Below are 24,833 nucleotides of genomic sequence, written 5' to 3' on the forward strand. Positions count from 1 at the left end.
GGGCGAATCACCATTGGGTGATGAGCAGTGTGTCCTGTTCCTGCTGCCGCCAGGCTCGGGTCAGGCGGACGAGGCGGGTGGGCGCGGCGATGCCGTGCACGGCTGCGATCCTGCCGCCGGTGATGTCGAATGCCACGACGCCGACGACCTGGTCGCCGAGCACGAACAGGATGGCGGGGGTGCCGTTGACGAGCGCGTAGTGCGCGGCGGGCGTGCGGCCGGCGAATCGCCGTTTCGCGGGTGTGGGATTGAATCCGGCCCGTGCGATGGCGGCGATGCGCTGCGGAGTGTCGTACCGCAGCAGGGTCGCGGTCAGGCCGGCGCCGTCGGAGACCGCGGTCGCGTCGTCGGTGAGCAGTGCCACCAGCCGTTCGGTGCGGCCCGAGGAGGCGGCGGCGAAGAACTCCTCGACGACCCTGCGGGCCGATGCCGGGTCGACTTCGCCGCATCCGCCGCCGCGGTGCGCGGCGGTGATGCGGCGCCGGGCCCGGTGAAGGTGCTGATGGCTCGCGGACTCGGTGATGTCGAGCATCTCCGCGATCTCGGTGTGGCTGTAGGAGAACGCCTCGCGCAGGACGTAGACGGCCCGCGCGAGGGGCGACAGTCGCTCCATGAGCGTCAGCACGGCCAGAGAGACCGCCTCGCGCTGCTCGAACGAGTCGGCCGGGCCGAGCATCGGGTCGCCGTCGAGGAGAGGTTCGGGCAGCCAGGCGCCGGCGGTGCGTTCGCGGCGGACGCGTGCCGAGCGGAGCCGGTCGAGGCACAGGTTCGTGACGACCTTGGTCAACCATGCCTGCGGCACCTCGATCCGCTGCCGGTCGGCCGCCTGCCAGTGCAGCCACGCGTCTTGCACGGCGTCCTCGGCGTCGGCGGCCGAGCCCAGCAGCCGGTAGGCCAGCGAGGCCAGCCGATTGCGGCTGGCCTCGAACCGGCCGGTGTCGAAGCGATCGGTGGCGGTGCCGTCCACGTGGACCAACCTATGCGGCGGCTAAAGGGCCGACTTCTCGGCGGACGCGACCGCCCGCTCGGCGACCGCACCCGGTGCGGCGGCCAGGCGGCGCCTGCGCCTGGGCCGGCCGAAGGTCGGATGCGAGGTGCCCCACAGCGCTCCCCGTTGGATGCCTGCCTTGACCCGCACGGCCTTCCGGCCGCCCATGTACTTCGGCTTCGCCTGCCCTGCACCGTCGATCAGCTGCAGGATCCCGTCCCACCGCCCGAGGCTGATCGCGTTGTACCAGTAGACCAGCTTGACGTTCGCGATCTTGCGACCGGTCAGGCGTCCCACGATCGCCTCGATGGCCTGCCGGCCGGTGTAGCCGGCCGAACCGCAGTTCATCGGCAGTTGCCGGCCGTTCTCGCCGAGGGTATAGACGCTGTCGCCGATGGCGTAGACGTTCGGGTGCGAGACCGACCGCATGGTGCGATCGACGATGATCTGACCGTTCCCGGTGACCTCCAGGCCGGCGGCGGCGGCGATGGGGCTGACCGCGAACCCGGCCGTCCACACCGTTGCGTCGGACGCCAGGACGGTGCCGTCGGCGCACCGCACTTGCGCGGCCTCGACGGCCTCGACGCTGGTGTGCTCCAGGACGGTGATGCCCAGCCGGTCGCAGGCCCGGCGCAGGTGGCCGCGGGCTCCGGCGGACAGCCGGGCGCCCAGCTCGCCGCGGGCGAGCAGCGCCACCGACAGGCCGGGCCGGGACTCGGCGATTTCGGTGGCGGTCTCGATGCCCGTCAACCCGTCGCCGACGACCAGCACCTTCCCTCCTTCGCCCCGCCCCTCCAGAACGTCCAGCCGCTCGCGCAGGCGCAGCGCCGAGGGCCGTCCGGCGACGTCGAAGGCGTGCTCGGCCACGCCGGGGACGCTTTGATCGGCGACATGGCTGCCGAGCGCGTACACGAGCGTGTCGTAGCCGACCTCGCCGCCGCCCTCCGCGTCGGCGACGGCGACCACCTGGCGTTCAGGGTCGACGGCGGTGACACGGGCCACGCGCAGCCGGATCTCCGTGCCCGCGAAGACGTCGGTGAGTTTCGGAGCCTCGACCTGCCGGCCGGCCGCAAGCTGGTTCAACCGCTGCCGCTGGACGAAGTCCGGCACGGCATTGATCACGGTGACCTCGGTGTCCACCGGGGACAGCCGGCGGGCCAGGTTCCCGGCCACGTAAGCCCCGGCATACCCGGCGCCGAGGACGACGATGCGGTGCTTCATGTGATGCTCCTGTCGAGTCGCTCTGCTCTTTCGTGAGTTGAGCGGGACAGCGCCCCGATTCCTGACAGGAGCAGCGTGTGGCATGGGTCACGGAGCGGCGGGCGCGTGTTCAGGGGCACTGCTGCTCGCGCATGCCGCACTCGGGCGTCCGTCCTTCAAATGCCCGGCGGCCCTGCGAATGGCGTGTTCACTCTGCGTTCATCGGAGTGATGTACGTTCACCGCCTGATATTGACAAATCCTCGTGAGGCGAAGCCGCTGTTCGCGTCTGCGGGAGATGGTGCGTCGACCGCAGGAGGAGGGGAAGACATGCGAGCTTCTGCCGATGGTCGAGGAATCTGATGTCCGAGAAGCCCAGTGTCCTGTTCGTGTGCGTGCACAACGCCGGTCGGTCGCAGATGGCCGCCGCCTACCTCACCCACTTGGCGGGGGAGAAGGTGGAGGTCCGCTCGGCCGGCTCGGCACCCGCCGGCGCGGTGAACCCGGCCGTGGTGGAGGCGATGGCCGAAGAGGGCATCGACGTCTCGGGCGAGATCCCCAAGGTGCTCACGGTCGAGGCGGTGCAGGCGTCCGATGTGGTGATCACAATGGGGTGCGGCGACACCTGTCCGGTGTTCCCGGGCAAGCGGTATCTGGACTGGACGCTGGACGACCCGGCGGGGCAGGGCCTGGCGGCGGTGCGTCCGATCCGCGACGAGATACGCAAGCGGATCGAGGGCCTGATCGCCGAACTCGTCCCCTCGGATTGAGATCGGCGCCGTTCACGGTGACGGAGTGACCGGCGCAGCCGTTGTCTCTGACCCAGCCGTTGAACAGGGCTGATGCCGTGTCCCTGTCGAAAGGGCTTACTCCGGCTACGGTGCCGGGTCGTCAGTTTCGGGTGGTGGGCAGCAGGTGTACAGGTAGCTGCGGAGTTCGGTGAGCGAGCGGTCGACCGCGGCGGAGTCGATGCGGTAGTAGACCTGCTTGCCGTCCCGGCGTGAGGTGAGGAGGCCGCCTCGGCGCAGCAGGGCGAGTTGTTGTGAGGCGTTGGATTGGCCGATGCCGAGGCGCTCGGCGACGGTGCCGACGGTGAGTTCGATTCCGCCGGTGAACAGTTCGAGCATCTGCTGCCGCTGCTCGCTGGCCAGCGCCTTGAGGAACTCGCGCGCTGCGGCGCTGAGCGGGCCTACCGACGTCCCGCACCCGTCCCCGAGCGGAGTCGTCATGCTCACGTTCTCCGCCGACGCATCCCTGGACATCGGCGGGCCGGTCACCGGCTTGACCATCGTTGCTGGCTCCTCCCGAGGCGTGCACCCACCTTACGCCACATATTAACACATTGACATATTATGAAGTATTGATATGTTCGCCCCGCATGCTCACCGCGACACCTCTCCTCATCGTCGGGGGCGGCCAGGCCGGTCTGGCCACCGCTCACGTCGCCCGATCCCTCGGCCTGGCGCCCATCATCCTGGAGGAGGGCGATCAGCCGGTCGGTTCGTGGCCGCACTACTACGACAGCCTCACCCTGTTCTCACCGGCTCGGCGCAGCGCCCTGCCCGGGGCGGTGTTCCCTGGTGATCCGGACGGCTACCCCGCGCGGGACGAGGTAGTGGCCTACCTCGCCGACTACGCGTCGCGCCTGGACGCCGACATCCGCACTGGTCACCGCGTCGAAAAGGTCGTAATCGCAGGGGCGGGGGACCGGCGCGGGTTCGAGGTGGTGACGGCCGGCGGCGAGGTCTTCGCCGCTCCGATGGTGGTCGCCGCGACGGGCGGGTTCAGCCGCCCCAACCGTCCGGACCTGCCGGGACTGGACGGCTTCTCCGGCACGGTGCTGCACTCGTCCGACTATCGGCGTCCCGAGCCGTTCGCGGGTAAGCGGGTGGTGATCGTGGGCGGCGGCAACTCGGCCGTTCAGATCGCGATCGAGCTCGCGGCCCATGCGCGGGTGACGCTGGCGACCCGGCATCCGCTGCGCTTCATGGCGCAGCGCGTCCTGGGCGTCGACATGCACATCTGGTTGCAGCGGACCGGGTTGGACGCCGCGGGGTGGGCACGGCCTCTGCTGACCGGAGGCAAGGGCACTCCGGTGTTCGACACCGGGACCTACCGGGACGCCATCGCCACCGGAAACCCCGATCGCCGTCCGATGTTCACTCGCCTGGACGGCGACCAGGTCGTGTGGAGCGACGGCAGCAGGGAGCGTGCCGACGTGCTGCTTCTGGCCACCGGGTACCGACCCGGTGTCGACTATCTCGCAGGGCTGGGTGCCCTGGACGAGGAGAGCCGACCGCGCCACCGCGGCGGCATCTCCACCACCCATCCAGGTCTGGGGTATGTCGGGCTGGAATGGCAGCGCTCGTTCGCCTCGGCCACCTTGCGCGGTGTCGCCGCCGACGCCCGCCACGTCCTGACCCGGCTGCACAAGCAAACCCGCGCCGGCCGTTCGCCAGCGGCCCCATCTGGGAGATGACGACGCGAGGCGCACGCGACAGCGCACGCCGCGTTGGAGGACCGGTCTCCAGAGGTCCGGCGTCCACGGCACCATCTTGGGCGACTTCTCATCTGTTCCATCGCGCCTCTGAAGAGAGCCGGCTATCCGCTGGTGACATCGATGACGCCAAGGACGAGGACAACAAGGCCCACCACGGCGAAAACAGCCGATCCAAGGCGCTGATACAACACAGATTGTCGATGGCTCTTGTGCAGTGCCCTGTTCCAACGGCGGCTGGCGGTCCAGTCAGCGAAGCCGCGGTAGTTGATCAACGACGGGATGCATATGGCCAGCGCGGCGAGCCCCCAGAAGACCAGGGTCCAACCGCCGCCCGACTGTTCAGGTGGGGATGCTGCCGATTCCGGGAACATGGACCACTCCCTGCGATGTGTTCGTCGTCATTCTCCAGGTTTGCGGTCGTTAGCGGGTGTGGAAGGCGTGGTTAATGGCGGCGACTTTGTCCGCAAGGGTGGGGCAGGGACTCAGTGGTCGGTGTTCCTGGTTGCCGGTCGGGGTTCCGGAGCGCTGAGACCGGGCGATGTGCGAGCTGCATGTGCACGCGCAGCGCACAGCGTGAGCAGGACAGCTCGATGGCGGCCGACTTTGACGTTCAGCGGCTTCTCGGTCGGTCGGTGTGCCGCCGACGGGCCGCTACCGTTGGGACTTCCCCCTCGAGGGGTGTGACATTTCGGGAGAAGTCGACGCTGAGGTGAGTGTGTACCCGGCCCCCGTCTGGCCGGTGACCGCTGCGGGTAGTCCCGTCCCGGGCCACGAAATCCCCGCGCGTGGTCCGGGACGGTCCCGCCGAGGACGCATGCGGGGGTTCGGGGAGCGGGATGCTGGTAGCGGGTCGGTACCGACTGGATGAGCCGATCGGCAAGGGCGGGATGGGCGAGGTCTGGCGCGCCACCGACGAGAGCCTGGGCCGGACGGTCGCGGTCAAGGTGCTGCTGACGACCACCACCGACCCGCAGGCGGCCGCGCGGTTCCGGATGGAAGCGCAGACCGCGGCCCGGCTCAGTGACCCCCATGTGGTCGCCGTGTACGACTTCGGAGCCCATGAGGGCCGGCTGTTCCTGGTGATGGAATACGTCGAGGGGCACAGCCTGGCCCACGAGCGCGCCGTGCACGGCGTCCTGGACATCGAACGCGTCGCCGACATCGCCGCCCAGACGGCGGCCGGGCTGGCCGTCGCGCACGGGCAGCGCGTAGTGCACCGCGACATCAAACCGGGGAACCTGCTGCTGGCCGCCGACGGCACCGTGAAGATCGCCGATTTCGGCATCGCGCGGTTCGCCGGTGAGGCGTCGTCGGCGCTCACCGGCACCGGGCAGGTGATCGGCACCAGCGCCTATCTGGCGCCCGAACGTGGCCTCGGCCGCCCCGCCGGACCGGCGTCCGACGTCTATGCGCTCGGCTGTGTCCTGTACGAGTTGCTGACCGGACAGCCGCCATTCCAAGGCGATAATGCCGCCGCCGTCGTCTTCCAGCACATTGACGCCACACCCGTACCGCCTCGTCAGTGGTGCCCTTTTCTGCCGGGGGCGTTCGAGGACTACCTGCTGCGGTTGCTGAGCAAGCAGCCGGAGCGACGTCCCACGGCCGCCGAGGTGGCCGCCTGGTTCACCGGCCCGGCGTGGCGCGCAACGCACCTGACCGAGGACGCGCCTCTCACCAAAACGGCCCGGCTGCCCATCGCCCATCTTCCGGAACCTGAGCGGCCCACCAACTCGTGGGGAAGGCACGTCCTCATCGCCGCCGCCGCGGCCGCCGCAGTGGTGATCGCAGGTGTGGTGGGGGTGGCGATCGCTTCCGGCGACGACAAGCCTGCCTCACCGCCCACCGTTCCCACATCGGCGCCTCCGGCGATCAGCACTTCTCCACAGCCATCCGATGAGAACAGTTCCAGCAGCGCCACCCAGGCACCCATGAAAACCAAGAAGGCTGGAAAGAAGAAGCCTCCGAAGCACAAGGACGGCAAGGGCAAGCCGTGAAGGTCATGGCCACTCACCGACTCCTCATAGGCGAGTTCGCGCCGCGATGCTCCTCGGCCACCTGGTCATCCGTGTCCCCTGGCAACTCGGCTCCGCCCGGCGCTCGCCCAGCGGCCTGAGCACCCTGGTCCTCACGGTTGATGACCATCCGTTTCCGGTGCGTTGATCGGTGCCATGGCTTCCAGTTCGGCGGGACGGGAAGGAGGCCCGCAGTAGTCGACCATCGGGGGAGTCGTCGTGGGAAGTCGTGCGGGCGGCAGGAGCGAACGCGGCGGACGCGAGGCCGCCGCCGCGCGTCCCGCGACGGTGCGGCGGGCGCTGCCAGGAGGGGTCACGTCCGTGCTCGTCCTGGTGTTGCTCCTGGCCGGGGCCTGCTCGTCCGGGACGGACAGTCGCGACTCCGGCGGGCGGCAGTCGCAGAAGACGGCGAGCGTCGCGGAGAACGCGAAAAAGGGCGACGCCGACTGGCGGATCGCCCGCCGCGGACGAGGGGCCGAGCACGAGATCGAGGGCTACGCCGACCAGGTGAGCGTGCTGCCCGGCCAGCAGTTCCGGCTGTTCGTCTCGACCACGACGTCCGGGTTCAGCGTGCAGGCGTACCGGATGGGCTGGTACGGCGGCGTGCAGGCCCGCCGGGTGTGGCGGTCCGGGACGTACCCGGGGGTCCGGCAGGCGGGCGCCCGCATCGACCCGGCGACCCGGACGGTGTCGGCGCCGTGGCGGCCGTCGCTGACCGTGTCCACCAAAGGGTGGCCCGAGGGGAGCTACCTGATGATGCTGACCGCGGCGTCCGGGGCGCGGCGGTACGTGCCGGTGACGGTCCGCTCCTCCAGCGCGGTGGGGCGCGTGGTCGTGCTGAACGCCACCACCACCTGGCAGGCGTACAACATGTGGGGCGGATACGACCTGTACATGGGGCCGTCCGGTGGGGATGGCGACCGGGCCAGTGCGGTCAGCTTCGACCGTCCCTACGACGGCAACGGCGCGGGCAAGTTCATGACCTACGAGCAACCAGCGATCGCGCTCGCCGAAAAGGTGGGCGTGCCGCTGGCATACGCGACCGACAACGACTTGCACGCCGATCCCAACCTGTTCAAAGGGGCGCGCGGCCTGTTGACCCTCGGGCATGACGAGTACTGGTCGTCCAACATGCGCCAGCGTGCGACGCAGGCCCGCGATCAAGGCGTCAACATCGCGTTCCTCGGTGCGAATGCGGTCAACCGGCACATCCGGTTCGCCGCGACGCCGCTGGGGGCGAACCGGCTCGTGGTCTGCTACAAGGACTCCGGCACCGATCCGGTCGCGAAGCACAACCCGGCCGAGTCGACCCAGGACTGGCGGCTTCCGCCGATGCCGCGTCCGGAAAGCGACCTCATCGGCATCCAGTACATGTGCTTTCCGGCGGAGGGCGCGTTGACCGTCACGCGGCCCGATTTCTGGTTGTTCCGCGGCACCGGTGTGCGCGCCGGGACGCGGTTCCCCGGCGTCATCGGCCCGGAGGCGGACGCGCTCAACCGCGACGGCCCCACCCCCGACACGCTGGAGATCGTCGCCAACTCGCCGATCACCTGCGGGAACCGGACGGCGGTCGCGCACACCTCCTACTACACCAACCGCCAGGGAGCGGGCGTGTTCGCGACGGGCACCATGCGTTGGGTGTGCGCCATGCGCGGCCCCGCCTGCGGGCACGGCGTCACCGAGGCGGGACAGCGGTTCGTCACCCAGGTCAGCGAGACGCTCGTCCGCGCCATGGCCGAAGGGCCGCTCGGGCGATCGCACCCGTCCCGTCCCAATTACAAACTCACCGGCAACCCGCGCTGAACCACGGTGGTCGAGTGAGTTCTGTCGTTTCGCGGGTAGGGGCTAAGCCACTCACATCTTCGGACTCATTGGGCGTGCACCTCGGGTGCCCCTTTGTCCGGCCTGCGGAACGATGAAGGGTAGGGCGCGCTGTGGGCGTGACGGATCAGATGCTGCGGTTGCTCGGCTTGAGCGGCCCGTCCCGGCCCATCGTGCTGTCCGGCCCGCCACCGACGACCGCGCAGAATCGGGAGCTGGCGGACACCATGCGGCGCCTTCCCGGCCGTTTCCAGGATCGGCTGCCCGCCGCGGTGCTGCAGCGCATCACCGGCTCGGCCGCCAGCGGGCGGTGGGAGAAGGCGGCCGGTCAGTTGGTGATGGCCTTGTACATGAGGGGTGCGCCCGTCAGTGCGGCGGAGCGCGATGAGCTGCGCGGTGCTCTGCAGGCGCTCGGTGTACCGGCCCATCGCGTCGACGGGCTGCGCTCCCGCTGAACCCCGGGACAACAAAGTGGGCCACGACCTGCGGCGGTGCAGCCATTCAGCCCGTGCCCGGCCGTTGTCGAGGCATCGCGGTGGCCAGCGGGGCGGTCGTGCTGCCCATCGAAGGACACGGCCGCCCCGCCCCCTCGTACTGGCCCGGCGGGCGGCCGGCGAGGTTGTCGCCGGTATCCCGGCCGAGGTCCAGGAGCCCCCGCTATCGTCGGACGCGCTGCGCGGGAGACATCGCCAGAGGCGGCGCAGGGGACATCGCCAGGACGGTCGCGATGCGGGCCGCGGCCGTCTCGGGCTGGTCGGCGGGGCACAGCGGCTCCAGCTCGGGAGGGCATTGCCCGGTCGCGTCCCACCACACCCAGAACCACCACGCCGCCCCGCCGGGGCCCCGGGCGCACCGCACCTCCTGTCTCAGCCCGGGACCGAGCGCCCGGTCGGCCTGATCGCCGGCGCTCGGCTCGGCCGCCGGGTTGGACACCATGACGACCCCGCGCTCCTGCACCGCCGCGATCAGGCCGCGCTCCCGTAGCAGAGCGGCCAGCGCGCCCGCCGCCGCAGTTTGCGTCTCAGTGGCTAAACAGCCCCTCGTTTCCATGCCTCGCCCCTCACGCTCACCAACCGTCTGTAACGGACAGTACAAGGAGCGTCACTGATCGTTTCGGGATTCTCAAGAATCCGGACTAAGAGCGTGTCTCGCGTGGGTTGGATGGGTGGTGCGGCGCGATCGGAGATCGTGTCGGCGGGCCTTGCGCTGCGGCGCCGGATCAAGATCACCGCCGGGAGCGCTGCACCGGGGCTCCCTCGAACGCTCGCCGACAGTACGAAGGGTCGTGGCGGAGCAAACGTGCGGGGTGGACACGCTCAGGCCAATGCCGAGGTGATTGACCGGTCCCGGCGTCCCGCGATTCGCTCGCCCTCGTGATGCGGCCCGATGAGCACACCCGTGCCCCACACCGTCCTGGCCTGTTCACTCGGAAGCTCATGAACGGGCTGGCGAAGGTGTTCGAGATCGAACCCGCGGGCGTCAACTGGCCGCGAGCGGTGGCATTCCTGGACGTCGGGCCGGGCGGCGCCTCGGAGATCCTCCGCAACGTCGTCGCCGAGCGTGCCAAGGCCGACCAGATCGGTCTGGGCACACCGAGGGCATATCGCGCTCGGCTCGCCGACCTGGTCGGCCTGTAGGGCGCCAGGCGCGAGGGTGTGTCGCATTTGGGCGATTTGACTGTCCGGTGGCGCTGGGACGGGCCGGGCCCGGGTAACGCCTCCATATGCACCCGCGCGCAGGGGAGTCGGAATGCCGCTGGTGACCGGGCACCGTCCCGGATGGCCGTGCTGGGTCGAACTGGCGACCCCCGACAGGTCGGCCTCAGAGCGGTTCTACTCCGGCCTCTTCGGCTGGGACTCCTACACGCTGCTCGTTCCGCACCGCGGCGAAGTCGAGGTGTTCACCCTCGACGGCGCCGACGGTGAGGAGGTCGCCGGTCTGGAACCGCTGGCCGACCCCGCGCAGCCGGCGTCGTGGACGTGCTACTTCCGGACCGCGGACATGGCCGCCACCACCACCGCGCTCCACCGCGCCGGCGGTAGCGAGTTGATCGAGGCCGCCGACCTGGGCAACCTCGGCCGGGCGGCGCTGTGGGGAGATCCGCAGGGCGCCGACTTCGCCGTCATCGACACCTACGACTTCATCGGGGCCCGAGTGGTGGACGAGCCGTCCGCGCCGTGCTGGATCCAGCTGGCGACCAGCGACGTCGCGGGGGCGCGCCGGTTCTACGGCGAGGTGTTCGGGTGGCGGCCGGTCGACCGCGAGTACTTCGGCATCGCCTACACCGAGTTCAAGGTGGACGAGCAGTCGGTGGCGGGGATGCTGGCGCTGGAGGGGCCGGTGTCTCGGCCGGAGTGGATGCCCTTCTTCGAAGTCGCCGACTGCGACGCCGCCGCCGACCGCGCCGCGAAGCTCGGCGCCGAGGTCAGCGTCCCTCCGACCGGCACCCGGTCCGGCCGCTTCGCCATCCTCACCGACCCCACCGGCGCGCGGCTGGGCGTCATCACCCCCGACCCGGGAACGCGAGCCGGGTTCCGCCTACGCCCCTGAACCGCTGAAGGCGACGCGGCGCGCATTGACTCGACCGCCGAATTTCCATCACGTCATCGCCAGGTGGTTTTAGCGCGACTCAGGCCGGACCCGCCGGGTGATGATCAAGGCCCTTTCTTGTCTGGAGCTGTGGATCTTCGGCTTTGGTCGAGGGGATGACAGTGGGCTGAGAGGAGTACTCGGCCATGATCACATCAAGGGGGACGCACAGGGCACCGCGTACCGCGGAGACCGGTTTGCGGCGGGCGCTGCTGCTGACCGCCGCGTCGGCCGTGCTGCCCGGACTGGCGCACCTGCGGTCCGGGCGGCGGGTGACCGGGACGATCCTGCTGAGCGGCTACGTCTGCGCGATCGTCGCGGTGGTGCTGACGGCCGTCGCCCTCCGCGGGGACCTGGTCCAGCTCGCGGTCCGGTCGGATCTGCTGCTGGCGCTGATGGTGGCCTCGGGGGCGGTCGCCATCGGCTGGCCCGCTCTCCTGGTGTGGTCGTACCGGGTCGCGCGGCCGGCACGGATCTCCCGGGGGGCCCGGGCCATCACTGCGATCATCGTGGCGGGTCTGTGCACCTTGGCCGCCGCCCCGCCGCTGGCGGTGGCTCGCTACAGCTACGTCCAGCGAGACCTGGTCCGCACCGTCTTCCGCGACCCTGCGCCGTCGAAGCTGGTCGTCGGGACTCACCCCCAGCGCGGCACGGGGTCGCTGCCACGTCGCCTGAACGTCCTCTTGCTCGGAGGTGACGCCGACGTGCACCGGCCCGGCGTCCGGACCGACAGCATGACGCTGGCCAGCGTGGACACCCGGACGGGTACGACGGTCCTGATCAGCCTGCCGCGGAACCTGCAACAAGTCCCGGTCTGGGACGGCCACCGCAAGGTCACCGGGTTCCCCAGGAAGGAATTGCTCAACGAGGTGTACGAGTACGGGCATTCCCACCCGCACCTGACGCCTGGCCGCAACCCCGGCGCGCAGCTCCTCAAGCGCACCTACGGACACATCGTCGGGCTGCCCGTCCACTACTACGCGATGGTCGACATGCGCAGCTTCCGGCAGATCGTCGACGCCGTGCACGGCGTGCGCGTCTGCGTGCGGAAGGCCATTCCGGTGCCGCGTGAGCAGGTCGCGGCGGGGGTGATCCGTCCCGGCTGCCAGCGGCTCAGCGGGCGGCAGGCGCTCTGGTACGGGCGTTCACGCACCGGCAGCGACGACTATGCCCGCATGGCGCGGCAGAAGTGCCTGATCTGGGCGCTGTACAGGCAGGCCGACCCGATGACGGTGTTCCGCGCCTTCCGGCGGCTCGCGGAGGTGTTCAAGTACTCCGTCAACACCGACATCCCGCTCGGCATGCTGCCGTCCCTGGTCGGCCTGGTGAGCAAGATCCGGGGGGCGGGGCTGCACAGCATCCAGTTCGTCCCGCCGCTGATCCGTTCCGCGCACCCGGACTACGCTCGCATCCGGTCCCTCACAGCGCAGGCCCTGACCGAGGCGACCGACCAGCCCAAGACCGAAATGCTCGGCCAGAAATGCGGCTGACCCTGCCCCGGAACTGCGGTTGCAAGTATGCCGTACGGGACGAACTCGGGGCCCACGGGCAAGTGGAGTGGACCTCAGCGATCGTGGGCGCCGCCACACCCCGCAACACCTGATCAGCGCCGAAACCACGCCACTCCATGACCGGCGCCCAGGGCACGGGATGAGCCGGACACAGGGCAGTGCGGGGTCGCCGCCCGCCCTGGCCACTGCGCCCCGAAGGGGATGAGGCAGGCTTGGCCCGATGCCTGGGCTGAGGACATGACGGTGCAGACGGAACTGTTCGGCTTCGCCGCCGGCGCGCTGATCGCGGTGGTGACCGCCCCGGTCGGGGTGTCGGGGGCGGTGTTCCTGCTGCCGGTGCAGCTCAGCGTGCTGGGGGTTCCCAGCCCGGCCGTCACCCCGACCAACCTGCTGTTCAACGTCGTCGCCGGCCCCGGCGCGCTGATCCGCCACCACCGCCAGGGGAGCCTCACCGGGCCGCTGACCCGGCGGCTGATCGCCGGGGCGCTGCCCGGCGTGGTCATCGGGGCGGTCATCCGGGTGTTCGCCGTTCCCGGCGCCACCGTCTTCCGCGTTCTGGTCGGCCTGCTCCTGCTGCCGCTGGGGCTGTGGCTGTGCGTCCGCGTCCTGCGTCCGCGCCGCCGCCGTCCCGGGCAGCCGTCGGCACGGTTCATCACCTCGCTCGCCTTGGTCGTCGGCACTGTCGGCGGGGTCTACGGCATCGGCGGCGGCTCCATCGCAGGGCCCGTCCTGGTCGGACGGGGCATACCGGTCGCCCAGGTCGCGCCTGCCGCGCTGGCCTCCACCTTCCTCACCTCAGTGGCGGGGGCGTCCACCTATGCGATCCTCTCGCTCACCGCGCACGGGGACATCGCGCCCGAGTGGTCCCTGGGGCTGGCCTGCGGCTTGGGCGGACTGGTCGGCGGCTACCTGGGCGCGCGGCTGCAGCCCCGGCTCCACGAGACCGCGTTGCGGTTCGGCCTGGGCCTCGCGGCCACCGCGCTGGCCGTCCTCTACCTCCTCCAGGCGCTCACCTGACGGCCGCAGCCCGGAACCGCATCAGGCCGTCGCCAGGGGCGTCGCGGTCGTGGTGGAGCCAGCCGAGTGGAATCGTCTGCGATGGCAATACCAGAGAACACGTCCCCCCGGAGGTGCGCATGGCATGGCTCGGAGTCGTCCTCGTCGTCGCGGGTGCCTTGCCGGCACTTACCGTGGACGGTGACCTGGCCGGTATCGACATCACCGCAGCGGGGGCCGCCGTGATGGCCGTTGGTGCGGTCCTGCTGCTCGCGGGCATTCTGCGGCTGCGGAGGCGCCGCCGTGGCGGGCCGTCCGGCACGGCGGCGCAGGCTTACTACCGGACCTCCAAAGGCAGGATCGTCGCGATGGTGATCGCGGTGATCTACATCGTCTCCCCGATCGACCTGATCCCGGACGTCTTCCTGCCATTCGGAATCGTCGACGACGCCACCGCTCTCACATGGCTGCTGTTCGCGCTCGGCCAGGAGTACACGCGCCGATCGCGCGGAGAACGCCGCGCCCCCTGAAGCCCAGAACGGCGTACTGCCCGGATAGCCGCGTCATTCTTCGTAGAAGTGAGGGCGGGGCAGGACGAGTGTCCTGCCCCGCCCTCGGTGGAAACTAGGGGGCGGCGGGGGAGCGGAGTCCCAGTTCGGCGAGGACGGCCCAGCCGTTGGACTGGGTGATGTCCACCTGGACGGCGTCGATCGGGGTGCCGGGGCCGACCGGGAACCAGGTGAGGTCGTCGCCGTAGCGGACGCGGTCATCGAGGTCGCCGATGGTCCGCCAGGTGCCGTCCGGGGTGCGGACCTTGATCGTCGCTGCTTCGGCGTGGCCGGGCTTGAGGGCGACGCCGGCCTCCAGTACGCGGCGCGGCTCGTCGAAGGTGACGGTGTAGCGGGCGGGCGCGGCGCCGGCCTTCCAGGCGGCGTCGTTGTAGCCGACCACGCCGTCGATCGCGCCGCCCGGGCCCACGTTCGGCCGGCCCGCGCCCGTGTACGTGAGGTCGGTGTCGATCGTGAGGCGGCCCGCGGCGTGCAGGGCGGCCAGGTCGACGCGACGCGGGTCGGCGGGCTCGTCGCGGATGCCGTTCACGTCGACGAAGTCGCCGATGAGCTGGCTCTTGGCGGAGTCGAAGCCGAGCACGAGGACCCGGCCGGGACGGACCTCGGCGACGGCGGGGTTGGCCTGGTCGCCGGTCCCCGAGTCGTACACCAGTTCGCGCGGCGCGCCCGTCCACGAGCGGCCGGGGTCGCGCAGGACGGCTCCGACGGTGCCGCGCCGCTCGGTGAAGTGGCCGGACAGGTCGCCGTAGGCGAGGAAGACGTCGCCGTTCCGCAGGACCTCGGTGTGGGCCGAGGAGGTCACGAGGTCGATCTCGGCGGGGGCCGTCCAGGTGCGGCCGCCGTCGCGCGACCAGGACTCCTGGGAGTTGACCGCGCCCATCGTGGACGCCGCCGTGCCGATGCGCAGCAGGGCGTGGACCGTGCCGTCCGGGAGGACGGTGAGCACCGGCTCCTGGTAGTGGGTGCCCTGCGCGGACGCGATCAGCGACTCGGTGCCCGCGTGCCAGGACGCGCCGCCGTCCAGGCTGCGCACCACGGTGGCGCGCTGCCAGCGGTCGTCGGGGACGGTGCCGTAGAGCGGGACGATCAGCTCGCCGGAGGGCAGTTCCTTGATCTGCCCGTGGCTCGCCGCCCAGCCCAGCTCGTAGGTGTCGACGATGTCGGACTCGCCGCTGAGCGAGGTCTGCACCGCGACCGGCTCCGACCAGGTGGCGCCGCGGTCGTCGCTGTGCCGGACGAACACCCCCATCGGCTCGGCGGGGGAGACCGAGTAGTCGATCTGGAACCAGCTCAGCAGCAGCCGGCCGGACCGCAGTTGCGTGATCATCGGGTCGCGGTCGTCGTAGCGGGAGTCGTGCACGGTCCGCGGCGCCGACCAGGTGCGGCCGCCGTCCTCGCCGGTGAGGATCAGCAGCCGGCCGTCCTGCCCGGTGTGGCCGGCGCCCTCGCGGGCCACCGCGACGAGGGAGCCGTCGTTCAGCCGCTCCATGTTCGGGAAATGCAGTTTCTTGCCCGGGGCGGCTTGGGCCACGACCACGTCGGGCCGGTCCGGGGTTGAGGGAATGGTCGGGGCCGCGTGCGCCATGGCGCCGGAAAACCCCAGAGTGAGCAGTGCGGTCAGGGCGATGGCGGTACTTCGACGGACTCGCATACTTCCTGGATGCAACACGGAATACCATTCCATGTCAACGCTCGAACGGATGTTAATAGCGGGCCTCGATCGGGTGGCGTTCGACGGCCCGGGTGCCCTCGACGAAATGCAGCGTGCTCCACATGTTGGTGGTGCCGCAGGCGTGGTTGGGGACGATCCGGAGCAGGTCGCCGACCCGGAGCCCGGACGTTCCCGGGCCGGTCAGGTAGCCGTGCTCCTCGTTGCCGGCGGTGAACTCGACCCCGTCCAGCGGACGGCCTGACTCCGGGTCGCAGACGATGCCGAGGATCCCGGCGGTCGCGATGGTGTCGGAGCTCATCGCCTTGATGCCCGCGTCGATGATGACGGTTCCGGGCCGCTGGGCGCTCGTGACGCGGGCCAGGACGGTCTGCGCGCACTGCTCGATCCGGGCGCTGCCCAGGCCGACCTGGTTGGCGTCGAAGTACACGTACGTGCCGGGACGGGCCTCGGTGACCCCGGCGGCGAAGGGCGCGGACGTGGCGCCGGGCGTCGAGCCGACCGAGACCAGCGGGCAGGCGTGGCCGTCGGCGCGCAGTGCCTCGGCAACTTGCACGAGGGTGCGTCCCGCCATGTCGCCCGCCGCCTCCAGGCCGGCGCGGTCCGAGCCGTGCGCGGCCAGGTGGCCCTCGTGGGTGAGGACGCCCCGCAGCTCCAGCGCGGGCAGGGCGGTGAGCGCGGCGGCGGTCGCCACGGCCCGGTCGGGGTCGACGCCCGCCCGGTGCAGGCCCGTGTCGACCTCCAGCACGAAGGGGACGGTGACGCCGGCGGAGGCGGCCGCCTCCGCGAGCGGTCCCGCCGCTTCGAGGGAGTCGAGCGCGATGGTCAGCCCGCCCCGGCCCAGGGCCCGGACGGCGAACGCGACCTTGGCGGGGCCGACCGGCTGGTGCGCCCACAGGACGTCATCCACGCCTTCGTCCTGGAGCAGCTCCACCTCGGCCGGTGTGGCGCAGGTGAAGCCGATCGCGCCGTGGGCGAGCTGGCGGCGCGCGACCGCCAGGCACTTGGACGTCTTGAAATGCGGGCGCAGCGCGACGCCGGCGGCGCCGATCGCGGCGGACATGGCGGCCAGGTTGGCCTCCATGCGGGCGCGGTCGACGAGAAGGGCGGGCGTCGGCAGCTCGTCCAGCGGCGTCATGCGAGGCCCATCTGCGGTCGCGGGTCGCCGTCCAGCAGCCACTCGACGGTCTCCTTCTTGATCTCGGGGAAGCCGGACGGGCGCCGCCCGACCATCTCGCGCAGCCCGGCGACGGCCTCGGCGGGCGTCCAGAGCGGGAAGTCGGAGCCGAAGACGAGCTTGTCGACCACGTCCCACTCCTGCGCGCGGGCCAGCGCGAGGTAGCCGTCCATCGGCCGGGCCCAGGACGCCGACACGTCGGAGTACACGCGGCGGTTCTTGCGCAGCGTCACGATCGTCTCGCGCTGCCACGGGTGCCCGAGGTGCGCGATGATCTGCACCAGGTCGGGGTGCCGGCGGGCGACGTCGTCCACGACCAGCGGATTGCTGACCGACAGGTCCCCGGCCGGGCTCGGGGTGGCGCCCATGTGCCACAGGACGACGAGCCCCGCGTCGGCCGCGGCCCGGTAGAACGGGTCGTGGCGGGTGTCGCGCGGGTCGAACAGCGCCAGCACCGGGTACAGCTTGATGCCGCGCAGGCCGCGCGCGACGCCGTCGGCGAGCTGGTCGAGGACGTCGGGGTCGGTGGGGTCGAGCGCCATGAAGCCGATCGTCTCGGTGGCGGTCTCCGCGCAGAACGCCTCGGTGTGGGCGTTCGGCGTGAGGACCCCGGCGGCGGTGGCGCGGATCCCGAACACGCACGCGGCCGTCACGTCCGCCATGGCGCGGTCGTAGTCGGCGGCGGTGAACTCGTGGGCGCCGCGCCCGTAGACGGGCTTCCAGTGGTCGTCCCACTCGTGGCCCCAGTGCTCGGGCCGCTGGCAGTGGGTGTGGAAGTCGATCAAGAATCCTCCCGGGGACGGGGTACGTCGGAGCGCAGGGACGAGCGCAGGAACTCCAGGGCGGCGACGACGTCGGCGTCGGCCGCGAGGTCGGCCGCGGCGGCGCGCAGCAGGTCCAGATAGCGGCCGCGGCGGTCGCCGTCGAACTCGGCGGACGGCCCCGACACGCTGAGCGCGGCGACGCAGGCGCCGTCCACCTCGACCGGCACGGCGACGCAGCGCAGGCCGACGCTGCCCTCGTTGTCGTCCAGCGCGTGGCCGCGCTCGGCGGCGCCCCGCAGGTCCTCGGTCAGCGCGGCGACGGTCGTCAGCGTGTGCTCGGTGCGGGCGGGGAACGGCTCGGGCGGCAGGTGCGGGGCGAGGACGGCCGGGTCGAGCCCGGCGAGCAGCATCTTGCCGAGCCCGGTGCAGTACGCGGCGTCCCGCGTGCCGGGCGTGGTGTGGAAGCGGATCGGCCGGTCGGGTTCGCGGACGCACACGTGCAGGACCTCGCGCCCGTCCAGCACGCCGAGGTTGGCGGTCTGCCCGGTCGCCTCGGCGACCTTCGCCAGGTGCCCGCCCGCGACCTGGGACAGGTCCAGCCCGTTCAGGTACGCGGTGGACAGGGTGAGGGTCTTGTGGCCGAGCCGGTAGGCGGGGCGCTCGTCGGCGCGGACCACGTACCCCATCTCCTCCAGGACGGCGAGGAGCCGGACGAGCGTGCTCTTCGGCAGGCCGGTGCCCGTCGAGAAGTCGTTCAGGGTCAGCGTGCCGCCGCGCGCGGCGAGCCGCTCCAGCAGCGCCAGGCCGCGGGCGAGCGCGTTGGCGTGGTAGTTGGCCGCCGCGGGCCGGTCGTCGTCCACGTTGCGGCGGCGGGCCGCGGGACGCGTCCCGGATGCCGTCCCTCTGCCTTTGTCCATCGGTGCCTCGTCTCCGTTCAGGGAATGCGCGCTGCGGAAGATCCGCGTTCAGGGGATACGGAGGATCTCGCCGGGCCGGGCGCCGCCGTGCGCGCCGTCCTCGACCACGGTCCGGCCGCCGACGACGACCGCGGAGATCCCCTCCGGATACCGCTGTGGTGCTGCGAACGTAGCCCGATCGGCGATGCGGGCGGGGTCGAAAACGACGATGTCGGCGGCGGCCCCGCCGCGCAGCACCCCGCGCCCCGCGAGCCCGGCCCGCTCGGCGGCCGCGGACGTGCATTTCCGGACGGCTTCGGCGAGCCCGATCCGGCCCGTCCGGACGTACTCGGCGAACAGCCGCGGGAAGCAGCCGAACGATCGGGGGTGCGGCGTGCCCCGCCCGGTCGGCCCGTCCGGGTCGAGGGCCTGGCCGTCGGAGCCGATGACGGCGGCGGGATGCGTGAGCGCGTCCGCGAGGTCGCGTTCGCTGCGCCCGCCCGCCACCATCTGCACGCCGTTGCCGTGCTCGGCGACGAGGTCGAGGGCGATCTCCGGCGGGTCGGCGCCCGCGTCGGCGGCGAGATCGGGCAGGGCGCGCCCGCCGACGGCGATGTCGTCCCACGCGTTCGGCATGCCGCGCCACTCGTCCCGGACGCGGGCGCGGACGCCGGGCTCGGTGAGCCGGGCCCGCATCGGCCCCTCGCCGCCCTCCTGCGCCCACGCGGGCAGCAGCTGCGACAGCGGCGCGTTCCCGGCCAGGTAGGGGTAGATGTCGAAGGCGACGTCCAGGCCGGCGTCCCGCGCGGCGTCGATCAGTTCCAGCGCCCGCGCGACCGAGCCGTGGTTGCGCCGCCCGACCGCGACCAGGTGCGAGATCTGGGTGCGGCAGCCGGTCGCCGCCGCGACCCGCAGCGCCTGCCGGACCGAGTCGAGCAGCCCGTCGGCGTAGTCGCGGACGTGCCAGGAGAACAGCCTGCCGTGCGCGGCGGCGGTGCGGCCGAGCGCCTCAAGCTCGTCCTCGCGGGCGTAGCAGACGGGCGCGTAGACCAGGCCGGTGGAGACGCCGGCGGCGCCCGCAGCGAGCGCGTCGCCGAGCAGGCCCCGCATCCGGTCGAGCGCGGCCGCGTCGGCGGGCCGGTCGCCGAACCCGACGGCCGCCGCGCGCAGCGGCGTGTGCGCGACGAGCGCGGCCACGTTCACCGACGGGCGCGCGGCGTCGAGCGCGGCGAGGTAGCCGGGCAGGTCGGTCCAGTTCCAGCGGACGGACGGGTCGAGGTCCAGGTATCCGGCGGCCTGGCGCAGGGCGTCCGGGTCGGCGGCGACAGGGGTGACTCCGAGGCCGCAGTTGCCGACCACGACGGTCGTGACGCCCTGCCGCACGGCGCTGTGCGCCTCCGGGTTCGACAGCAGTGTCAGGTCGGAGTGGGTGTGGACGTCCACGAACCCGGGCGCCACGACCTGCCCGGACGCGTCGATCGTCCGCGCGGCCGGGCGTCCCGCCAGGTCGCCGATCGCCTCGACCCGGCCGCCCTCGACGGCGACGTCGGCGCGGCGCGGCGCCGCCCCGGTGCCGTCGACGAGCGTCCCGCCGGTGATGAGCAGTTCCGTCATGGCGTGCGCAGCCGGAACGTGGCCTGCACCTCGACCGGGCTGCCGGTCGGCAGCGCGGCGACGCCGAGCGCGACCCGCGCGTGCCGTCCGGCGTCGTCGCCGAACACCTCGGTGAACAGGGCCGTCGCCGCGTCCGCGACCAGGTGCTGGTCGGTGAACCCGGGCGCGGACGCCACCCACACCGACACGGCCTCGACGTGCTCCACGGCGCCGAGCCCGGACAGCTCGTCCCGGACGGCGGTGAGGACGTTGCGGGCGCACTGCCGCGCGCAGGCGCGGGCCACATCGAGCGACACGTCCTCGCCGACGCGGCCCTCGGCGATCAGCTTTCCGTCCCGGGCGGCGACCTGGCCGGAGGCGATCAGGACGGCACCGGAACGGCGCGCGGCGGCGACGGACGGCCGTTCGCCCGCGGGCCCCGGTTCCAGGGCGGAGGCGGCCAGTCGCTGGTCTGCGTCGTGCACTTTCGCTCCTTGAGGTCAGGCGGTGGCCAGCACGTCGGCGGGCTCGGCGAAATGGCAGGCGGCCGGGTGGCCGACGCCGTCGCGGTCGGTGAGCGCGGGGGTCTCGGTGGCGCAGATGTCCTGCGCCTTCCAGCAGCGGGTCCGGAACCGGCAGCCGGAGGGCGGGTCGATCGGGCTCGGCACGTCCCCGGTGAGCATGATCCGCTCCCGGCCCGCGCGGGCGCCGGGCCGCGTGCGCGGCACGGCCGACAGCAGCGCCTGCGTGTACGGGTGCGCCGGGCTCCGGAAGATCTCGTCCCGGGTGCCGCGCTCCACGATCGTCCCGAGGTACATCACCGCGATCTCGTGCGAGACGTGCCGCACCACCGACAGGTCGTGCGAGATGAACAGGTACGCCACGCCGAGTTCGCGCTGCAGCTCCCGGAGCGTGTTGACGACCTGCGCCTGGATCGACACGTCCAGCGCGCTGACCGGCTCGTCCAGCACGAGGACCTTCGGGCCGAGGGCGAGCGCGCGGGCGATGCCGATGCGCTGCCGCTGCCCGCCGGAGAACTCGTGCGCGTACCGGCGGGCGTGCGCGGGCGCGAGCCGCACCATGTCGAGCAGCTCGGCGACGCGCTCGGGGCCGCCGTCGTCGTAGCGGCCCTGCACGCGCAGCGGCTCGGCGATGATGTCGTGGACGGTCATCCGCGGCGACAGCGACGCGTACGGGTCCTGGAACACCAGCTGCAGGTCGCGGCGCAGCGCGCGCAGCTCGGCGCCGCGCACGCGGGTGACGTCCCGCCCGGCCACGACGATCCGCCCGGCGGTGGGCTCCAGGAGGCGCACCACCATCCGCCCCGCGGTCGTCTTGCCGCAGCCGGACTCGCCGACCAGGCCCAGTGTCCGCCCCGCCCGCAGCGAGAAGTCGACGCCGTCGACCGCGTGGACGCTGCCGGTCCGCAGGCGCAGCGGCCCCGACCGGACGGGGAAGTGCTTGGCGAGGCCGGTGACGGCGAGGACCTCGTCCGGCCGCGCCCGGTCCGGCCGCGCCGCGTCAAGCTCGGTCATCGGTCTCCTCCTCGGCCATCTCGTCGTGGAAGTGGCAGGCGCTCGCCCGTCCCGGCCCGGACCGGGTCAGCTCCGGGCGCTCCGCGCGGCACCTGTCCCGCGCCATCGGGCAGCGGGGCGCGAACGCGCAGCCCTCCGCGACCTCGCCCGGCAGCGGCGGGGACCCCGGGATCGGGGTCAGCTCGCCGGCGTCGCCGTCCAGCGCGGGCAGGCTGTCCAGCAGCCCCCGCGTGTACGGGTGCCGGGGCGAGTCGAAGATCGCCGCGACGGTGCCGTGCTCGACGACCCGCCCCGCGTACATCACCACGACCCGGTCGGCCAGCTCGGCGACCACGCCGAGGTCGTGGGTGATGAGCACGGTGGCGGCGCCGGTCTCCCGCCGCGTCAGCCGCAGCAGGTCGAGCACCTGGGCCTGGACGGTCACGTCCAGCGCGGTCGTCGGCTCGTCCGCGATCAGCAGGTCGGGGTCGTTGGCGATGGCCATCGCGATCATCGCGCGCTGCCGCATGCCGCCGGAGAACTCGTGCGGGTACTGCTTCAGCCGCCGCTCCGCGCCCGGCACCCCGACCAGGGTCAGCAGTTCGGCGGCCCTCTTGCGGGCCGCCGCCCGGGACATGCCCGGCTGGTGCAGCCGCAGCGCCTCGCGGATCTGCGCGCCGACGGTGACGACCGGGTTCAGCGCGGTCATCGGATCCTGGAAGATCATCGCGATCCGGCCGCCGCGCAGTCTGCGCAGCTCGCGGGGACGCATGGCGCGCAGGTCGGACCCGTCGAACACGACCCGTCCCGACACGACCCGGCCCGGCGGCCTGATCAGCCCGAGCGCGGACATCGCGGTGACGCTCTTGCCCGACCCCGACTCGCCGACCACGCCGAGCGTCTCGCCGGGCGCGACCGTGTACCCGGCGCCGTCCACCGCCCGGACGGTCTCCTCGTCGCCGGCGAACTCGACGACCAGGTCCTCGATCTCCAGCAGCGGCCCGCCCCCGGGCCCGGTGCGCGCGGTCATGTGCGTCCTCCCGGCGTGACGGCGTCGCGGAGGCCGTCCCCGACGAAGTTGACGGCGAGCACCGTCACCGCGATCGCGATGCCCGGCGGGATCCACAGCCACGGCATCGTCTGGATCAGCGTCAGGTTCTGCGCGTCGTTCAGCATGTTCCCCCAGCTGGCCTGGGGCGGCCGGACGCCGAGCCCGAGGAAGGACGCGGTCGTCTCCAGCATGATCGCCTGCGCGACGGCGAGGGTGCCGGTCACCGTGACCGGCGCCAGCGCCGCGGGCACGATGTGCTTGCGGATCAGCCACCACGCGTTCGCCCCGGACGCCTCGGCGGCCTGGATGTACTCGCGGTCGCGCAGCGACAGCGTCACGCCGCGCACCACCCGGCCGGCGACCGGCCACTGCGTCAGGCCGATCGCGACGATCAGCACGGTCACGCTCGGCCCGACGATCCCGGCGAGCACCAGGATGACCACCACGGTCGGGAACGACATCACGATGTCGGCGATCCGCATGATCACGCTGTCCACGATGCCGCCGAACAGCCCGGCGACCGAGCCGAACAGCGTGCCGACGAGGACGGCGCCGAGCGCCGCGGCGAGCCCGACCAGCAGCGACACCCGGCCCGCGTGCAAGGTGCGGGCGAACACGTCGCGGCCGGAGGGGTCGGTGCCGAACCAGTGCGCGCCGGACGGCCCCTGCCGCACCGCGTCCAGGTCGACCGCGTTCGGGTGCCCGGCGATCCACGGCGCCAGCAGCGACGCCAGCACCACCGCGCCGAGCACGACGCTCCCGGCGACGGCGAGCCGGTTGCGGCGGAACCGCCGCACCGCCCGCGCCCGGGGCGACGCCGACGCGGCGGCCTTCTCGGCCGCGGGCCTCTTCTCCAGGGGGACCTTCGTCCGCTTCTGCGCCGTGGTCATCGCAGGCTCACTCTCGGGTCGACGACGGCGTACAGGACGTCCGCGATCAGGTTGCACAGCAGCACCAGCACCGCCACGTACAACGCGAACCCGACGATGACCGGGTAGTCGTGCTGGCCGATCGAGCTGACCGCGAGCTGCCCCATGCCCGGCCAGGCGAAGACCTGCTCGATCACCACCGCGCCCGCCAGCATCTGCGGGATCTGGTACATCACCACCGTGATCAGCGGGATCAGCGAGTTGCGCAGCGCGTGCCGCAGCACGACCCGGGCCCGCGACGCGCCCTTGGCCTCGGCCGTCCGGACGTAGTCGGCGCCGAGCTCGTCCACCAGGCCGCCGCGCACGTAGCGGGTGAACGGCCCGGCGGTGACGAACGCCAGGATCAGCCCCGGCAGGATCAGGTGCCGGAGCTGGTCGGCGGGGCCGCCGCCGCCCGGCGTGGTCATCCCCGCCGACGGCAGCACCCCCCACTTCAGGGAGAACAGGTAGATCCCGACGATGCCGAGGAAGAACGGCGGCACCGAGACCGCGGCCAGGCCGAGGACGGTGGCGCCGTAGTCGACGGACGTGTTGCGGCGCACCGCGGCGGCCACGCCGAGCGCCACCGACACCACCAGCGCGACCGCGAGGGCGGCGCCCATCAGCTGCAGCGTCGGGCCGACCCGCTCGCCGAGCACCGCCGACACGGGCCGGTGCCCGACGTAGGAGTAGCCGAAGTCGCCGTGCAGCGCCCCCGACAGCCAGTTCCCGTACTGGACGACGATCGACCGGTCGAGCCCCAGCTCGTGCCGCTTGGCCTCGATGAACGCCTGGCCGCCGCCGCGCATCTGCTCGGGGTCGACCATCATGCGGACCGGGTCGCCGGGCGCGACCCGCACCAGCACGAAGATCCCGACGCTGATCAGCAGGAACACGAACGCGTTCACCAGCAGGCGCCGGATGACGTAGGCCGCCACGCCTCACCTCCTTCCTTGCACGGCGGCCGGGGGGGGGGGGGGCCCCCCCCCCCCCCCCCCGGCCGCCCCACGGGAGCGGGTGCGAAAACACCCCGCACCACCACGGGGGGGTGGAGCGCCCGCCGGGCGGAGGCGCGC

At 72.2% G+C, this 24,833-nt stretch carries 25 protein-coding genes; 10 read left to right on the forward strand and 15 right to left on the reverse strand.

Translation table 11 applies throughout. The annotated features are described in order from the left end of the window. Positions 1-7: 7 nt before the first annotated feature. Both AB0K34_RS17960 and AB0K34_RS17965 read right to left on the reverse strand, forming a co-directional pair. On the reverse strand, positions 8-967 hold the full coding sequence (locus AB0K34_RS17960; RefSeq protein WP_364549768.1) for a sigma-70 family RNA polymerase sigma factor: 960 nt from the start codon (positions 965-967) through the stop codon (positions 8-10). Between the two features lie 21 nt (positions 968-988). Next, positions 989-2,209: an FAD-dependent oxidoreductase gene (locus AB0K34_RS17965; RefSeq protein ID WP_364549770.1), complete on the reverse strand. Its 1,221-nt coding sequence runs from the start codon at positions 2,207-2,209 to the stop codon at positions 989-991. A 340-nt stretch (positions 2,210-2,549) separates the two neighbouring features. Between AB0K34_RS17965 and AB0K34_RS17970 the strand changes: the two genes are divergently transcribed. Further along, the gene (locus tag AB0K34_RS17970) at positions 2,550-2,957 is read left to right on the forward strand and encodes an arsenate reductase ArsC (protein WP_364549772.1); all 408 of its coding nucleotides are present in this window, start codon (positions 2,550-2,552) and stop codon (positions 2,955-2,957) included. Between the two features lie 105 nt (positions 2,958-3,062). Here AB0K34_RS17970 and AB0K34_RS17975 read toward each other — a convergent pair whose 3' ends face one another. After that, positions 3,063-3,476 carry a metalloregulator ArsR/SmtB family transcription factor gene (locus AB0K34_RS17975; RefSeq protein ID WP_364549774.1) on the reverse strand — a complete coding sequence of 138 codons (414 nt, stop codon included), beginning with the start codon at positions 3,474-3,476 and terminating at the stop codon, positions 3,063-3,065. Between the two features lie 53 nt (positions 3,477-3,529). Between AB0K34_RS17975 and AB0K34_RS17980 the strand changes: the two genes are divergently transcribed. Next, complete coding sequence (locus AB0K34_RS17980; protein ID WP_364549776.1) at positions 3,530-4,666, forward strand: NAD(P)-binding domain-containing protein; 1,137 nt, start codon at positions 3,530-3,532, stop codon at positions 4,664-4,666. A gap of 122 nt (positions 4,667-4,788) precedes the next feature. On the opposite strand, the gene AB0K34_RS17985 is transcribed toward AB0K34_RS17980, so the two are convergent. After that, complete coding sequence (locus AB0K34_RS17985) at positions 4,789-5,058, reverse strand: hypothetical protein (RefSeq protein ID WP_364549778.1); 270 nt, start codon at positions 5,056-5,058, stop codon at positions 4,789-4,791. Positions 5,059-5,523: 465 nt separating this feature from the next. On the opposite strand from AB0K34_RS17985, the gene AB0K34_RS17990 reads away from it, so the two are divergent. The 3 genes from AB0K34_RS17990 (at position 5,524) to AB0K34_RS18000 (ending at position 8,975) form a co-directional block, all read left to right on the forward strand. Beyond that, positions 5,524-6,681 carry a serine/threonine-protein kinase gene (locus AB0K34_RS17990; RefSeq protein ID WP_364549780.1) on the forward strand — a complete coding sequence of 386 codons (1,158 nt, stop codon included), beginning with the start codon at positions 5,524-5,526 and terminating at the stop codon, positions 6,679-6,681. Between the two features lie 237 nt (positions 6,682-6,918). Beyond that, positions 6,919-8,502: a N,N-dimethylformamidase beta subunit family domain-containing protein gene (locus AB0K34_RS17995; protein ID WP_364549781.1), complete on the forward strand. Its 1,584-nt coding sequence runs from the start codon at positions 6,919-6,921 to the stop codon at positions 8,500-8,502. Between the two features lie 137 nt (positions 8,503-8,639). Continuing rightward, on the forward strand, positions 8,640-8,975 hold the full coding sequence (locus tag AB0K34_RS18000) for a hypothetical protein (protein ID WP_138631992.1): 336 nt from the start codon (positions 8,640-8,642) through the stop codon (positions 8,973-8,975). 202 nt (positions 8,976-9,177) lie between these two features. Here AB0K34_RS18000 and AB0K34_RS18005 read toward each other — a convergent pair whose 3' ends face one another. Further along, entirely contained in the window at positions 9,178-9,570 is a 393-nt protein-coding gene (locus AB0K34_RS18005) for a hypothetical protein (protein ID WP_138631989.1), read from the reverse strand. Between the two features lie 386 nt (positions 9,571-9,956). Between AB0K34_RS18005 and AB0K34_RS18010 the strand changes: the two genes are divergently transcribed. The 5 genes from AB0K34_RS18010 (at position 9,957) to AB0K34_RS18030 (ending at position 14,146) form a co-directional block, all read left to right on the forward strand. Beyond that, complete coding sequence (locus AB0K34_RS18010) at positions 9,957-10,157, forward strand: hypothetical protein (protein WP_138631986.1); 201 nt, start codon at positions 9,957-9,959, stop codon at positions 10,155-10,157. A gap of 112 nt (positions 10,158-10,269) precedes the next feature. Further along, entirely contained in the window at positions 10,270-11,070 is an 801-nt protein-coding gene (locus AB0K34_RS18015) for a VOC family protein (RefSeq protein WP_138631983.1), read from the forward strand. A 185-nt stretch (positions 11,071-11,255) separates the two neighbouring features. Next, on the forward strand, positions 11,256-12,599 hold the full coding sequence (locus AB0K34_RS18020; protein WP_138631980.1) for an LCP family protein: 1,344 nt from the start codon (positions 11,256-11,258) through the stop codon (positions 12,597-12,599). 258 nt (positions 12,600-12,857) lie between these two features. Continuing rightward, entirely contained in the window at positions 12,858-13,637 is a 780-nt protein-coding gene (locus AB0K34_RS18025) for a sulfite exporter TauE/SafE family protein (protein WP_138631977.1), read from the forward strand. A gap of 119 nt (positions 13,638-13,756) precedes the next feature. Beyond that, on the forward strand, positions 13,757-14,146 hold the full coding sequence (locus AB0K34_RS18030; RefSeq protein WP_138632185.1) for a YkvA family protein: 390 nt from the start codon (positions 13,757-13,759) through the stop codon (positions 14,144-14,146). A 94-nt stretch (positions 14,147-14,240) separates the two neighbouring features. Here the strand turns inward: AB0K34_RS18030 and AB0K34_RS18035 are convergent, their stop codons facing one another. From AB0K34_RS18035 to AB0K34_RS18080, 10 genes are all read right to left on the reverse strand, one after another. Further along, positions 14,241-15,770, reverse strand: coding sequence for a sialidase family protein (locus AB0K34_RS18035; protein WP_171068763.1), 1,530 nt, complete (start codon positions 15,768-15,770; stop codon positions 14,241-14,243). A 118-nt stretch (positions 15,771-15,888) separates the two neighbouring features. Then, the gene (locus AB0K34_RS18040) at positions 15,889-16,992 is read right to left on the reverse strand and encodes an alanine racemase (protein WP_138631971.1); all 1,104 of its coding nucleotides are present in this window, start codon (positions 16,990-16,992) and stop codon (positions 15,889-15,891) included. Continuing rightward, on the reverse strand, positions 16,989-17,816 hold the full coding sequence (locus AB0K34_RS18045; RefSeq protein WP_171068762.1) for an amidohydrolase family protein: 828 nt from the start codon (positions 17,814-17,816) through the stop codon (positions 16,989-16,991). The genes AB0K34_RS18040 and AB0K34_RS18045 overlap by 4 nt, the downstream gene beginning before the upstream one ends. After that, positions 17,813-18,712, reverse strand: a complete 900-nt coding sequence (locus AB0K34_RS18050; protein ID WP_301174656.1) for an IclR family transcriptional regulator — start codon at positions 18,710-18,712, stop codon at positions 17,813-17,815. Before AB0K34_RS18050 ends, AB0K34_RS18045 begins: the two co-directional genes overlap by 4 nt. A gap of 48 nt (positions 18,713-18,760) precedes the next feature. Further along, positions 18,761-20,305, reverse strand: a complete 1,545-nt coding sequence (locus AB0K34_RS18055) for a D-aminoacylase (protein WP_138631962.1) — start codon at positions 20,303-20,305, stop codon at positions 18,761-18,763. Further along, complete coding sequence (locus tag AB0K34_RS18060) at positions 20,302-20,769, reverse strand: RidA family protein (protein WP_240807021.1); 468 nt, start codon at positions 20,767-20,769, stop codon at positions 20,302-20,304. The genes AB0K34_RS18055 and AB0K34_RS18060 overlap by 4 nt, the downstream gene beginning before the upstream one ends. Positions 20,770-20,784: 15 nt before the next feature. Then, positions 20,785-21,819, reverse strand: coding sequence for an oligopeptide/dipeptide ABC transporter ATP-binding protein (locus AB0K34_RS18065; protein WP_364549786.1), 1,035 nt, complete (start codon positions 21,817-21,819; stop codon positions 20,785-20,787). After that, on the reverse strand, positions 21,806-22,828 hold the full coding sequence (locus AB0K34_RS18070) for an ABC transporter ATP-binding protein (RefSeq protein ID WP_364549788.1): 1,023 nt from the start codon (positions 22,826-22,828) through the stop codon (positions 21,806-21,808). The genes AB0K34_RS18065 and AB0K34_RS18070 overlap by 14 nt, the downstream gene beginning before the upstream one ends. Next, on the reverse strand, positions 22,825-23,739 hold the full coding sequence (locus AB0K34_RS18075) for an ABC transporter permease (RefSeq protein WP_138631952.1): 915 nt from the start codon (positions 23,737-23,739) through the stop codon (positions 22,825-22,827). The genes AB0K34_RS18070 and AB0K34_RS18075 overlap by 4 nt, the downstream gene beginning before the upstream one ends. Continuing rightward, the gene (locus AB0K34_RS18080) at positions 23,736-24,695 is read right to left on the reverse strand and encodes an ABC transporter permease (protein WP_364549790.1); all 960 of its coding nucleotides are present in this window, start codon (positions 24,693-24,695) and stop codon (positions 23,736-23,738) included. Before AB0K34_RS18080 ends, AB0K34_RS18075 begins: the two co-directional genes overlap by 4 nt. Positions 24,696-24,833: the final 138 nt, after the last annotated feature.

Source organism: Actinomadura sp. NPDC049382 (genome assembly GCF_040677125.1).
Classification (GTDB): domain Bacteria; phylum Actinomycetota; class Actinomycetes; order Streptosporangiales; family Streptosporangiaceae; genus Spirillospora; species Spirillospora geliboluensis.